The 13,450-nt window shown below is 54.8% G+C and carries 9 protein-coding genes; 5 read left to right on the top strand and 4 right to left on the bottom strand.

Annotated features, from left to right (window positions below):
• Positions 1-22 precede the first annotated feature (22 nt).
• The gene (locus QZ460_RS03780; RefSeq protein ID WP_290540264.1) at positions 23-475 is read right to left on the bottom strand and encodes a 6-carboxytetrahydropterin synthase; all 453 of its coding nucleotides are present in this window, start codon (positions 473-475) and stop codon (positions 23-25) included.
• A 169-nt stretch (positions 476-644) separates the two neighbouring features.
• Positions 645-2,411, bottom strand: a complete 1,767-nt coding sequence (sppA, locus tag QZ460_RS03775; RefSeq protein WP_290540263.1) for a signal peptide peptidase SppA — start codon at positions 2,409-2,411, stop codon at positions 645-647.
• Between the two features lie 251 nt (positions 2,412-2,662).
• Between sppA and QZ460_RS03770 the strand changes: the two genes are divergently transcribed.
• The 5 genes from QZ460_RS03770 (at position 2,663) to QZ460_RS03750 (ending at position 10,446) form a co-directional block, all read left to right on the top strand.
• A complete protein-coding gene (locus QZ460_RS03770; RefSeq protein WP_290540262.1) occupies positions 2,663-3,715 on the top strand; it encodes an Mrp/NBP35 family ATP-binding protein in 1,053 nt (350 codons plus the stop codon).
• A gap of 392 nt (positions 3,716-4,107) precedes the next feature.
• Positions 4,108-5,049: a quinolinate synthase NadA gene (nadA, locus tag QZ460_RS03765; RefSeq protein WP_290540261.1), complete on the top strand. Its 942-nt coding sequence runs from the start codon at positions 4,108-4,110 to the stop codon at positions 5,047-5,049.
• A gap of 41 nt (positions 5,050-5,090) precedes the next feature.
• Complete coding sequence (locus tag QZ460_RS03760) at positions 5,091-7,187, top strand: S46 family peptidase (protein WP_290540260.1); 2,097 nt, start codon at positions 5,091-5,093, stop codon at positions 7,185-7,187.
• 154 nt (positions 7,188-7,341) lie between these two features.
• Positions 7,342-9,384 (top strand): methionine--tRNA ligase, encoded by a 2,043-nt coding sequence (gene metG, locus QZ460_RS03755; protein WP_290540259.1) that lies wholly within the window; start codon positions 7,342-7,344, stop codon positions 9,382-9,384.
• A 48-nt stretch (positions 9,385-9,432) separates the two neighbouring features.
• The gene (locus QZ460_RS03750) at positions 9,433-10,446 is read left to right on the top strand and encodes a branched-chain amino acid aminotransferase (protein ID WP_290540258.1); all 1,014 of its coding nucleotides are present in this window, start codon (positions 9,433-9,435) and stop codon (positions 10,444-10,446) included.
• Between the two features lie 122 nt (positions 10,447-10,568).
• Here the strand turns inward: QZ460_RS03750 and mnmG are convergent, their stop codons facing one another.
• Both mnmG and QZ460_RS03740 read right to left on the bottom strand, forming a co-directional pair.
• Positions 10,569-12,503: a tRNA uridine-5-carboxymethylaminomethyl(34) synthesis enzyme MnmG gene (gene mnmG, locus QZ460_RS03745; protein ID WP_290540257.1), complete on the bottom strand. Its 1,935-nt coding sequence runs from the start codon at positions 12,501-12,503 to the stop codon at positions 10,569-10,571.
• Entirely contained in the window at positions 12,500-13,447 is a 948-nt protein-coding gene (locus QZ460_RS03740; RefSeq protein ID WP_290540256.1) for a hypothetical protein, read from the bottom strand. Before QZ460_RS03740 ends, mnmG begins: the two co-directional genes overlap by 4 nt.
• Between the last annotated feature and the right edge of the window lie 3 nt (positions 13,448-13,450).

The raw sequence follows: 13,450 nt of genomic DNA, 5'->3' as shown, positions 1-13,450 counted from the left end.
TCCGGATTGTCGTCTTGTCCTCCTACCTGTTATCCTCGGCGAACCACTCGGCGAACGATGTCGCCGTCTCGTGCAGGCGCAGCGAGTGGAGCGCTACGCCCTCGGGAAGACGCGCGGCAATGCGGACGGCAAAATCGCCGAGCATGTTCTCGCACGTGGGCTGGTAGTCCACCGTAACCACATTGCCGAAGCGTTCGGTCAGCACGCGGAAAAATTCCTCACCCGATTCCGAGGCGCGCAGCACCAGCGCATGGTCGAAACGCGAGACGATCTCCTCGCTGACAATTTGTTTCAATAGACCGAAATCCAGCACCATGCCGCATTTCGGATTGGAGGTATCTTCGGTCGGAGTACCCTTAACCGTTACAAACAGACGGTAGGAGTGCCCGTGAATCTCACGGCACGGACCGTCGTATCCTTCGAGCGCGTGAGCCGCCTCGAACGAAAATTCTTTGGTCAATCTGATAACTGTCATATTGCAAAGATAATGTAAAGCACAAAATATTCATATACCGATCGGACATATCTCTTCAAAATTCATCCTGCTGATACATTCCCGAAACCCCTTCGCTCCAGCCCGATCGGACAAACCGAAAAAGAGGCGCCCCCTGCGGAGACGCCTCTTTTTCACAACAAGTGCCGGATCAACGCACCTCGACCTTCCAGGGCGAGTACATCAGGAGACCCTGCTGGCTCAGGGCCTCGCGCACGGTCTTGTACTCCTTCATCATCAGCCCCAGTTCCGAACGGAAGAACGCCTCGCGGACGCTTACGTTCAGCGACGCGATGATGGCAGCGAAACCCGTCGGCTCATCCTTCACTTCGACAACCCGGTAGCTGTCGCCCAGTTCGGCCTTGTCTACGGCCAGTGCAATGGCCGTTTTCAATCCACCGTAGCTGTCGATCAGACCGATTTCCAGGGCATCCTTACCCAGCCAGACACGTCCGCCGGCGATGTCCAACACCTTCTCGATCGGAAGGTTGCGGCCCTCGGACACATGGTTGGTGAAGGTGGTGTACACCCGATCGACTCCGCGCATGATCATCGCCCGCTGCAGGGATGTCAGCGGCGAGGTGACCGCAAAATCGGCCGAAGCATTGCTCTTCACGCCTTCGACGGTGATGCCCAATTTGTTTTTCAGGGCCTCGCGCGTGTCGGGGAACATGCCGAACACACCGATCGAACCCGTGAGGGTCATCTTGTCGGCCACGATCACATCGGCAGGGCAGGAGATGTAGTAACCGCCGCTGGCCGCATAGGAACCCATCGACACGATGACGGGCTTCTCGGCTCGCAGCAGTTCGATCTCACGCCAGATGATATCCGATGCCAGCGCGCTTCCGCCGGGGGAGTTGACACGCAGCACGACGGCCTTCACCTTCTCGTTTTCGCGCACGGAGGCAATCTTCGCAGCCAGCGTATTGCCGTAAATTTCCTCTCCATAGCCCTCGCCGTCGACGATCTGGCCTTCGGCATAGACGATGGCCACCTGGTCGGCGGAGATGTTCTTCAGATCGGCACCCACCTGCGAGGCGTAGTCGCCCAGCGAGATGAAGTCGCAATCGTCGGAAACACCCAGTTCGGCAAAGACATCCTCCATCTGGTCCTCGTAGATCAGACTGTCGACAAGTCCTTTTTCGAGTGCCTCGTCGGGAAGCGACACCTCCAGCCGGTCGGCCATTTCGTTCAGCGTCTTCAGCTCGATTCCGCGCGCCTCGGCAACGCTTTCGGCAATGACGCTCCACATCGAGTCGACGAACTGCTGCATCTGTTCGCGGTTGGCCTCGGACATCTTGTCATAGATATACGGTTCAACGGCGCTCTTGTATTTGCAGGCCGTGGGGCGGAAGACCTCGACCTTGAGGTCGAGTTTGTCGAGCAGCCCCTTGTAAAACATCAGGTTCATCGCCAGTCCCGACCACTCCATCATACCCTCGGGCTGCATGTAGATCTTGTCGGCGACCGAAGCCAGGTAATAGCTGCCCTGCGAATAGACCTCGTTGTAGGCGACGATGAATTTGCCGCTCTGCTTGAACTCCACGAGCGCCTCGCGCAGCTCCTCCAGGAGGGCAGTGCCGGCCACACCGCCCGCACCGTTCATCCGCAGGTAGATGCCCTTGATGCGGTCGTCGTCACGCGCGGCTTCAAGGGCGCGCAGTGCCTTCAGAAGCGGCAGCTGCCGCTGGGTCTGCAGCGTCGTCAGGTCGATACCCGCCAGCGGATCGGACGACGGGGCGTCGGTCAGCACCTCCGAAAAGTCGATTTTCAGAATCGACTCGGGATGCACCGCGACACTTTTTTCCATCGAGCCGGCAACGCCCAGCAAAACGAAAATCCACAGGAAAAACACCAGGAACATACCCACGACAACCGCGAGAAGCCCAGCCAGAAAAGTTTTGATAAAATTCATAGTTTGCTCTATTTTGTTGTTGTCTTTTTCCGTACGTTGACGCAAATATAGCTATTTTACGCGAAAAACAAATAAAATTTATCGTTTTTCGATAAAAAAAGTGAGCATACTATATTTATTTTATAAAATATGCCTTATCTTTGGTGTCGTTACGACACTTTTAGCTGCCGGAACGTTTTACCAAACCCTGCGATTCGGCTTTGAACCCGTTTCGCTTTTTCATATTTTTGCCGAAGAAACTGAATACGACAATGGAAGAAAAAATCAAACGCCTGCTTGCATCGGTCGTCCACCCGGAAACCGGGCAGGACATCGTCTCGAGCGGATTCATCGAACATATGGCCTCGGCCGAAGGTAAAATCACCGTCGTGCTGCGCTTCGCCAAGGCCCGCGATCCGTTTGCGGTCAAGATCAAGAACCAGGCCGAAACCGTCCTGCGCGAGGCATTTCCGGATGCGGAGGTGCTCATCGTGATCAAGGAGGGCGGGGCGGCTCCGCGTCCCGAACCCAAATTGCAGAGCACCACGGGCGGCATCGCCCGGGTGATCGCCATCGCCTCGGGCAAGGGTGGGGTAGGCAAATCCACCGTCACGGCCAACCTGGCCATTGCCCTGCGGAACATGGGCTTCCGCGTCGGCATCCTCGATGCGGACATCTACGGGCCTTCGCAGCCCAAAATGTTCGGCGTGGAAAGTTACATGCCCGAAGCCGTCGTCGAGGATGGGGTGGACCACATCGTCCCGGCCGAATCGATGGACATCAGGCTCATGTCGATCGGCTTCTTCATCAAACCCACCGACGCCCTGCTCTGGCGCGGCGCAATGGCCGTCAACGCCCTCAAACAGATGATCCACCAAACCCAGTGGGGGACACTGGACTTCCTGCTGGCCGACCTGCCTCCCGGCACGGGCGACGTACACCTGTCGATCATCGGCGAGCTGAACATCGACGCCGCAGTGATTGTCTCGACGCCGCAGCAGATCGCCGTGGCCGATGTCGTCCGCGGTGTGGAGATGTTCCGCAACCAGAATGTCAACATCCCCGTGGCGGGCATCGTCGAGAACATGGCGTGGTTCACGCCCGCCGAACTGCCCGAAAACCGCTACTACATCTTCGGCCACGGCGGAGCACGCGCCTATGCCGAAAAAAGCGGTGTGGAGTTCCTGGGAGAAATACCGATCATCCAGTCGATCATGGACGGAGGAGATGCGGGAACTCCGGCGGCGGGAATCGACTCCCGCGTCGAGGAACACTACCGTGCGCTCGCTGAAAAGATTGTCGGTAAAGTGATGAAAAACGGTTGACAACTTGTCGAAAACCGGGTTGATAACCGATGAAAAAGAATGAAAAGTCGAAGCTGAAAAATTTGCTTTTCGAAAAAGAGAACGGGTATAATGGAATTTTCGCCGGAAACAAAAATAGTTTTGAGAAGTTGTTATCCCCCGAAAAAGGATAAAACCGGAAGAAAATGTTTAAAACAAAAAAGTGTCGATAGGTTGACAAACTGTTTCAACAATTGTTAATTATTTTTATAGCTTTGTGATTTAGACGAAATTACAAACCAAAATAAGAAACAGGGAAAATAAAAAATGTTGATTGAGAAATAACATCCTCAGTTGTCAACAGTATCAACAGCTATTATATTTATTTTTCTTTTTTATTATTTAAATTAATTAAAGGAAATAAAAAACAAAAGATGAACGTGGAAAACTCCTCCGAGCTCAGCCGCCGCATCGGGGATCTCAAGCGCGAGAAAAACGCCGTGATCCTGGCACACTACTATACGACACCCGAGGTGCAGGCCGTCGCCGATTTTCTGGGCGACTCGCTCGCCCTCTCCGTCCGGGCACAGGCGGTCGATGCCGACATCATCCTCTTCGCCGGAGTACACTTCATGGCCGAGACCGCCAAGGTCCTCTGCCCCGAAAAGAAGGTGCTCATACCCTGCCCCGAGGCGGGATGCTCGCTGGCCGAGTCGTGCGACGCCGAAGAGTTTGCGGCCTTCAAGGCCGCGCATCCCGGGCATACGGTCGTCTCCTATGTGAATACCACGGTCGGCGTGAAGGCGCTGACCGACATCTGCTGCACGTCGTCCAACGCACTGAAGGTCGTGGAGTCGATTCCCGCCGATCAGCCCGTGATTTTCGCTCCCGACCGCAATCTCGGCTCCTATATCCAGAAACTGACCGGACGCCGTAACATGGTGCTCTGGGATGGGGCATGCCATGTCCACGAGGAGTTCTCGCTCGAGAAACTCCTGACGCTCAAGGGCGAGCATCCGGCGGCGAAGATCGTCGTCCACCCCGAATGCCGGGCCTATATCGTCGAAGTGGCCGACTATGTGGGTTCCACGGCGGGGATTCTCGAATACTGCGGTCGGAGCGATGCGCAGGAGTTCATCGTGGTGACCGAGGCGGGAATCCTCGCCGAGATGAAGCGTCGCTATCCGGAAAAAACATTTATTCCGGCACCTCCCGACGACGAGACGTGCGGATGCAACAATTGCAAGTATATGAAGATGGTGACGCTGGAGAACATCTGTTCGTGCCTCGAAAACGAATCGCCAGAGATTGTGATCGACGATGAGGTGCGCCGGGCGGCGGAGCGCTCCATTCGGAATATGATCAACATCAAATAATTGGAACCGAATTACATACGATTAATCTTTTAATGCACTTTATGAAAAAAATTATTTTACTGCTTGCCGCAGCGTGTGTCACGCTTTCGGCCGCGGCGGATGAGGGCATGTGGCTGCTGCCCTATCTCCAGAAAATGAACAGCAAGGACATGAAGGCTCGCGGGTGCCGACTCTCGGCCGAGGAGATTTACAGCATGAACAACTCTTCGCTCAAGGATGCCATCGTCATTTTCGGCGGCGGATGTACGGGCGAGATCGTTTCGCCCGACGGACTGCTGTTCACCAATCACCACTGCGGTTACGGGTCGATCCAGTCGCTTTCGTCCGTGGAGCACGACTACCTCAAGGACGGCTTCTGGGCCATGTCGCACGCCGAAGAGCTGCCGGCTCCGGGGCTTGAGGTACGCTTTATCCGCCGGATCGTCGACGTGACGCCGGACGTGCTGGGCGCCGTGCCCGGCATCACCGGGGGCGAGGAGCGCGAAAAGCTGGTTGCCGGACAGGTGAAGGCCGTTTCGGAACGCCTTGGCGGAGAGAATCCCGGTATGGAAATCGAGGTCAAGTCGTTTTTCGGCGGCAACCAGTATTTCGCTTTCGTGATCGAGGTCTTCAAGGACGTGCGTCTGGTCGGTACGCCTCCCACGTCTATCGGCAAGTTCGGCGGTGACACCGACAATTGGATGTGGCCGCGTCATACGGGCGATTTCTCGGTCTTTCGCGTTTATGCCGGACCCGATAATCGGCCGGCGGAGTATTCGCCTGAAAATCGCCCTTACAAGGCTGAAAAATTCCTGAAGATTTCGCTCGACGGTTACGACGAGGGCGATTTTGCGATGATCATGGGTTTCCCGGGCTCGACGCAGCGTTACATGACCTCCTACGAGATCGACCGTCTGCTCGAAGTGGAGAACCCGCAGCGCATCTTCATCCGCGGCGAACGGCAGGCCATCCTGAAGGAGGATATGGCCGCCAGTCCCAAGGTCCGCATTCAGTATGCTTCGAAGTACGCCCAGTCGTCGAACTACTGGAAGAACTCGATCGGTGAGTCGCGCGGTATCCGCCGGCTCGACGTCAAGGGTCGCAAGCAGGAGCAGGAGGCAGCCTTTACTGCCTGGGCCGAGAAGAACACACTGCCGACGGAAGGCTATTCGAATGCCCTGAACCTGATCCGCGAGTCGGTCGAGGAGACGGCTCCCTGTTTCGCTTCGAGCCAGTATTTGAGCGAGGCGATCGGTCGTTCGGTGGAGATTCTGGTGCCGGCGCGTCTGGCCGTGTCGATGAAGGGCGAGGAGCTGAGCGAGGCGCTGAAGGCCTTCTACAAGGACTACAACATGCCGACCGACCGGCGTGTGGCGAAGCGGATGTTCCAGATCGTCAAGGAGAACTGCAAGGAGCTGCCTTCGCTCTTCGCCGAGGTGATCGACGCGCAGTTTGGTGGAGATACGGACGCCTTTGTGGATAATCTCTACGACAATTCGGTGTTTGCCGATGAGCAGAAGGCACTGGATGCGGTTGCGGCCGGAACGGATCTGTCCAACGATCCCGCCGTGCTGTTGAGTAAATCCTATACGGCGAAAATGCGCGAACTGATGTCGGCGCAGCAGGCCGGAAAGCGGAAGTTTGCCGACGGACATCGCCTCTACATTGCGGGGCTGATGCGCATGCAGCCGAACAAGGCTTGGGCGTCGGACGCCAATTTCACGCTCCGTCTGACCTATGGCCGCGTGCTGCCCTACGATCCGGCGGATGGCATTCACTACAACTACTATACGACGCTCAAGGGTGTGATGGAGAAGGAGAATCCGCAGAATCCCACGGAGTTCACCGTTCCCGCCAAACTCAAGGAGTTGTATGCGGCGAAGGATTTCGGGCGTTACACCAACAAACAGGGAGAGCTTCCCGTGGCGTTCCTTGCCGACTGCGACATCACGGGTGGAAACTCCGGTTCCCCGGTGCTCAATGACAAGGGAGCGTTGGTAGGTCTGGCATTCGACGGCAATTGGGAGGCCATGTCGGGCGACGTGGCGTTCGAACCCGAGTTGCAGCGGACGATTGCCGTGGATGTGCGTTACGTGCTGTTTGTCATCGACAAATTCGCCGGAGCAGGATGGCTGCTCGACGAGTTGCAGTTCGAATAAAGACCGGATTTTCCGGCTTGATGGAGAAGGTACACCCCTCGGGTGTGCCTTCTTTTCTTCCAACCTGTCAGAAAATATATGCTTTTCGTTCCCGATTCTCTTAAAAATTAGTAATTTTGACAGAAATTAGTAATACTGTATCTATTTTATATTTATGGCAAAAGAGTTCAAACGCTACCTCGTGACTTCGGCGCTTCCCTATGCGAACGGTCCGGTACATATCGGCCATCTGGCTGGAGTTTACATACCTTCGGACATTTATACGCGTTACCTGCGGCTTCGCGGACGCGACGTGATTTCGGTCTGCGGGTCGGACGAACACGGCGTACCCATCACGATCAAGGCTCGCAAGGAGGGGGTGACACCCCAGCAGATCGTGGACCGTTACCACGAGCTGATCAAAAAATCGTTCGAGGGACTGGGCATGTCGTTCGACATCTATTCGCGAACCTCGTCCAAGACCCATGCCGAAACCGCATCAGCCTTTTTCAGAAAGCTTTACGACGAAGGCAAATTCATCGAGAAGACCTCTTTGCAGTATTACGACGAGGAGGCGCAGACCTTTCTGGCCGACCGTTACATCGTGGGAACCTGTCCGAAATGCGGCAATGACCGTGCCTACGGCGACCAGTGCGAGAAGTGCGGCTCTACCCTTTCGCCCGACGAACTTATCGATCCGCACAGCGCCGTATCGGGTTCCGTGCCCGTGAAGCGGGAAACGAAGCATTGGTATCTTCCGTTGGATCGGTACGAAGAATTCCTGAGCAAATGGATTCTCGAGGGACACAAGGAGTGGAAAACAAATGTCTACGGGCAGTGCAAGAGCTGGCTCGATGGAGGTCTCCAGCCGCGTGCCGTGAGCCGCGATCTGGACTGGGGCATCCCGGTTCCCGTGGAGGGTGCCGAGGGCAAGGTGCTCTATGTATGGTTCGATGCTCCTATCGGCTATATATCTGCTACAAAGGATCTTACACCCGATTGGGAACGTTATTGGAAGTCGGAGGACACCAAGATGGTTCACTTCATCGGCAAAGACAATATCGTGTTCCACTGCATCGTCTTTCCGTCGATGCTCAAGGCCCACGGCGGTTATATTCTGCCTGAGAATGTGCCGGCCAACGAATTTTTGAACCTTGAGGGCGACAAGATTTCTACTTCGCGTAATTGGGCCGTGTGGCTCCACGAATATCTGGAGGATTTCCCCGGTAAGGAGGATGTCCTGCGTTATGTGCTCTGCGCCAATGCTCCGGAGACCAAGGACAACGATTTTACCTGGAAGGATTTCCAGGCCCGGAACAACAACGAGCTGGTGGCCGTGCTGGGAAATTTCGTCAACCGTGCTCTGGTGCTGACACAGAAATATTACGGCGGTAAGGTTCCATCTTGCGGGGAGCTGAACGAATACGACCGGCAGACCATCGGTGAAGTGGCCGCTGTGAAAGCTTCGCTCGAAGGAAACATCGAGAATTACCGTTTTCGCGAGGCGCTGAAGGATGCCATGAACATCGCGCGCATCGGCAACAAATACCTGGCCGACACCGAACCGTGGAAGGTGATCAAGACCGATCCGGCACGTGTCGAGACGATTCTCAACATCGCTTTGCAGATCACGGCCAATACGGCCATTGCCATCGAACCGTTCATGCCCTTCTCGGCGGAGAAAATTCTCCGGATGCTGGTCGTCGCTAAATTCGGCTGGGAACGCCTCGGTGCTACGGATCTGATTCCGGCGGGGCATGCCATCGGGGAACCTGCGCTGTTGTTCGAGAAGATCGAGGACGACGTGATTCAGCGCCAGCTGGATAAACTTGCGGCGACCAAGGCTGCCAATGAAATTGCAGAGTCTGCACAAAATATTGATCCACAGAAAGATACGATTCAGTTCGACGATTTTCAGAAAATGGATATCCGTGTTTCGACGATTCTGGCGGCCGAAAAAGTTGCCAAAACGAAGAAGTTGTTGAAACTGACGGTCGATACGGGAATCGACAAACGCGAAATTGTTTCGGGGATTGCCGAGCATTTCACTCCCGAGGAGTTGGTCGGAAAGCAGGTCCTTGTCTTGGTGAATCTTGCCCCGCGCGAACTGAAGGGAATCCTTTCGAGCGGCATGATTCTTATGGCGGAAGATGCTTCCGGAAAGTTGCGTCTGCTGCAACCCGGCGAGGCTACTCACAATGGTGCTGTTGTGGGTTGATTGGTTGATAGAATGAATTTTTAGTAAACATTTTAAAACATATGGGATATGGAAAATACTGATTGGAGCGCTTTGGGCTTCGACTATCGCAAAACCGATTACAATGTTCGCTACTCCTTTGTCGACGGGAAATGGAGCGAGATGCTGGTTACCGATGACGAATATATCCAGATGCACATGTCGGCTTCGTGTCTGCACTATGGCATTGAACTTTTCGAGGGTCTGAAAGCCTTCCGCGGTGTTGACGGAAAAGTGAGACTTTTCCGTGTCGCCGACAATGCGCGGCGTCTCCAGTCCTCGGCAAAGCGGTTGTGTTTGCCGGTCCCTTCGATTGAAATGATCGTCGATGCCTGCATCGAGGTTGTCAAGCGTAACGAACGTTTTATCCCTCCCTACGGCACTGGGGCTTCGCTCTATCTGCGTCCCGTGATGTTTGGAACATCGGTCGGATTGGGTGTAAAGCCGGCTCGTGAAGCCCTTCTGATTGTCTATTGTTCGCCCGTTGGAGCTTATTTCAAATCGGGAATCAAACCGATTCGGGTTGCTATCGACCGCGAGCAGGACCGTGCTGCTCCACGTGGAACAGGCGATGTGAAGGTCGGAGGCAACTATGCCGCCAGCCTGCTGTCGGGCGAAAAGGGTCATGAATTGGGCTATTCGAATATCATGTACCTCGATGCTGCCGAGCATAAATACATTGAAGAGTGCGGAGCTGCCAACTTCTTCGGTATTAAGGAAGGCAAGTATATTACACCGAAATCGCCTTCGGTCTTGCCCTCTATTACCAACATGAGTCTTCGTCAGATTGCACGCGATATGGGTTTGGTTGTTGAGGAACGTCATATTCCGGTTGAGGAATTGGAGACCTTCGATGAATGCGGAGCCTGCGGGACGGCCGCTGTTATCTCCCCTATCGGGTTTATTTACGACATGCAGACCGAAAAAACGTATAATTACGGCGACGAGGTCGGAAAGAATTGTATGGAACTTTACACGCGTTTACAGGATATTCAGTATGGCCGAGCAGAGGATAAGTACGATTGGTGTACCGTCGTTTTGTAATTAGAATACGTTTTTAATATCAAAAAGCCACCTCGATCGAGGTGGCTTTTTGATGTTACTTATCTTGAAGTAGCTATTTTTATTCGTCTCTCCTTCTTTTGTTCCACGTGGAACTTTATCTTCTATCGCCCGAATTTTACGAGCAGAACATTGACATCGGCAGGTGAAACTCCGGGGATTCGCGATGCCTGGCCGATGGTTTCAGGCCGAATGCGGGAAAGCTTCTGGCGAGCTTCAATCGTCAATGCCTGCATCGAATGGAAGTCGAAATTGTCCGGTATTCGTATATTTTCAAGGCGTCGTAACTTGTCTGCGATGAATTTTTCACGTTCGATGTAGCCTTTGTACTTGATTTGTATTTCGGCTTCTTCTAGTGCTTCCGGAGTTATTTCGTTTTCGCTGATGAATTTCTGCAGCTTGGGTAAGACTTTTTGCAACGAATCAAACGTGACATTATTGCGCATCAGGATGTCATATAGCTTTCTTCCCTGTGCTAAAGGCTCCGAATTGATTGATTTTAAATAGTCGTTAATTTCGGCTGGTTTGATACTCTGCTCGCGGGCGAATGAAATAAGCGATTCTACAAGCGTATTTTTTTTGATGAAATGATCGTATTGTTTTTGTGAAATCAACCCTGTTTTGTATCCCAACGGAGTCAAACGGATGTCGGCATTGTCCTGTCGGAGCAGAATGCGATATTCGGCCCGGGAGGTGAACATGCGGTAGGGTTCGTCGACGCCTTTGGTCACCAGGTCATCGATCAGTACGCCGATATAGGCTTCGTCGCGTTTCAGTACAATAGGCTTCTCCCCTCTCATTGCCCGATGGGCGTTGATACCCGCCATCAGACCCTGCGCTGCAGCTTCCTCGTAGCCGGTCGTTCCGTTGATCTGTCCGGCGAAATAAAGCCCTGAAACGAGTTTCGTTTCGAGCGAATGGTGCAGTTGGGTAGGTGGAAAATAGTCGTATTCGATGGCATATCCGGGACGGAAAATGTGCAGATCCTCGAATCCGTGGATTTTGTGCAGGGCTTCCCATTGAACTTCCCAGGGCAGAGACGACGAAAAACCGTTCAGGTAGTATTCATTGGTCGAACTGCCTTCGGGTTCCAGGAACAGTTGGTGCTGGTCCTTGTCGGCAAAGGTGCGCAGTTTGTCCTCGATCGAGGGACAGTAGCGCGGACCGATGCCGCAGATCGTGCCGTTGAACAGCGGCGAGCGGTCGAATCCGCTGCGAAGAATCTCGTGAACCTCCTTCGAGGTGTAGACCAGAAAGCAGGGAAGCTGCTCTTTGACCGGTTGCGTTTCGGGTGAAAATGAAAATTTGGCGGGGTTTTCGTCGCCGTATTGCGGTTCGAGGATTTCGAAGTTGATGGTCCGGCCATCGAGGCGCGCCGGAGTTCCAGTCTTCATGCGTCCGATTTCAAATCCGATGGTCCGGAGACTCTCCGTAATGCCGTGCGATGCGGCATCCCCTGCCCTGCCGCCTTCGGCGTGTGAGGTGCCGCAGTGCATCATTCCTCCGAGGAATGTGCCGGAGGTGAGTATGACTTTCCGGCAGGAAAATGTGACGCCCATGCGGGTGCGCACTCCTGTGATGCGGTGTGTGCATGAGTCTGCACGGCAATTGTCCGATGCTGCGGAGGAGTTGTGGTCCTTGTTTGGGGTGTTGTCGAACAGTAGTTCGCTCACAGCGTCCTGCCAGATATAGAGGTTTCGGGTGTTTTCGAGCGTGTGGCGCCACTCCTCCGAAAAGCGCGTCTTGTCACACTGCGCCCGGGGACTCCACATCGCAGCACCCTTCGACCGGTTGAGCATCCGGAACTGGATGGTTGTGAGGTCGGTGATACGCCCCATTTGGCCGCCTAATGCATCTATCTCTCTGACAATCTGACCTTTGGCTACTCCTCCTACTGCTGGATTGCACGACATGGCAGCCAGTTTGGCCATGTCCATCGTGAGCAGCAGCGTGCGCGAACCGAGTCGTGCGGCGGCTGAAGCGGCTTCGCATCCGGCGTGTCCTCCGCCGATGACGATAATGTCGTAATCGAGTGTCATTCGTTATTATTCGTTTTGTCTGTTTTCGAATCCGCTTCCCGGAGTGGTGCGGCTCCGGAAATCAGCGCTCCGAAATCCGTTTCGTCCCACTCCACCTCGCTCTCGTCGGGCAGTTCCAGCGAGTGAAAGTCGATCTTATCCATCTCAAGCCCCGTTTCAAAGGGAACATAAAGCGACTGTAACAGTTCTGTTTTCCGGTCGTTGCTGAAGGCGAACACAGCCATCCTGCATGCGGTGTCCACAAGGTATATGTCCACCAGTTCGCCGCCCCCATCTCCGGCTGTTGTCCGGAGGCGGTAATGCGTCGGGGCGATGCGTTCCGCCGTACTGATGCGTGAGGGCCGTTGGCCGTCGATCGTCTGGCGGACGAAAAGCGAATCCGAAATCCATACCGGATAGGGATTGAAACCGTTTACGTAGTAGCTCCCCCGCAAAGAGCGGACCGGCGTCCAGCTGTGTGAAAGTCCGGTCAACGCCGCATGGTGTGTAAGCGACCCTGGGTGGCGTTTCCTGAGCGTGTGCAGCTGGTCGGTGAAATCCTTCCATGCCGATTCGTTCTGCGGCGAAAGGCTTGCAAAATTGGGAATATCGTTCGGCTGCGGACCTTTTCGGATAAAGACCTTATAGCGGTTCGTGTCGCTGCCGATAAGGTACTCGTGGACGAAGAGGAACGTCGTGTCGTTTTCCTCAAAGGGGCCCCACCGTTTGCTGCTACCGTCGCGGCCGCTCCAGGTACGGGATGCGGCGTGCGGAAGCCTCTCCCCTGACGGCCTCCCTTCCCCTGACGGCCTCTCCCCTGCTGGATCCGGCGCGGAAACTGCGGTTTCGGACGTGCCGTCGCCGGCGGCCCTGTCTGCGGCGTTTCCGGCCGTGCAGCGGCCCGTACATCCGGCCAGCAGGAGAGCCGTGAGAGCGGTCGCTGCGATAAATCGGGAGTGTTTCATGGC

It is taken from the genome of Alistipes sp., assembly GCF_020026455.1.
In the GTDB taxonomy this organism is placed as follows: domain Bacteria; phylum Bacteroidota; class Bacteroidia; order Bacteroidales; family Rikenellaceae; genus Alistipes.
The sequence above is the reverse complement of the archived record's forward strand: the minus strand, read 5'-3'. Positions and strand labels throughout refer to the sequence as shown.

Excerpts from the sequence above, each read along its gene's own strand:
- QZ460_RS03780 (WP_290540264.1), bottom strand. The coding sequence starts at position 475 with ATGACAGTTATCAGATTGACCAAAGAATTTTCGTTCGAGGCGGCTCAC.
- sppA (WP_290540263.1), bottom strand. The coding sequence starts at position 2,411 with ATGAATTTTATCAAAACTTTTCTGGCTGGGCTTCTCGCGGTTGTCGTG.
- QZ460_RS03770 (WP_290540262.1), top strand. The coding sequence starts at position 2,663 with ATGGAAGAAAAAATCAAACGCCTGCTTGCATCGGTCGTCCACCCGGAA.
- nadA (WP_290540261.1), top strand. The coding sequence starts at position 4,108 with ATGAACGTGGAAAACTCCTCCGAGCTCAGCCGCCGCATCGGGGATCTC.
- QZ460_RS03760 (WP_290540260.1), top strand. The coding sequence starts at position 5,091 with ATGAAAAAAATTATTTTACTGCTTGCCGCAGCGTGTGTCACGCTTTCG.
- metG (WP_290540259.1), top strand. The coding sequence starts at position 7,342 with ATGGCAAAAGAGTTCAAACGCTACCTCGTGACTTCGGCGCTTCCCTAT.
- QZ460_RS03750 (WP_290540258.1), top strand. The coding sequence starts at position 9,433 with ATGGAAAATACTGATTGGAGCGCTTTGGGCTTCGACTATCGCAAAACC.
- mnmG (WP_290540257.1), bottom strand. The coding sequence starts at position 12,503 with ATGACACTCGATTACGACATTATCGTCATCGGCGGAGGACACGCCGGA.
- QZ460_RS03740 (WP_290540256.1), bottom strand. The coding sequence starts at position 13,447 with ATGAAACACTCCCGATTTATCGCAGCGACCGCTCTCACGGCTCTCCTG.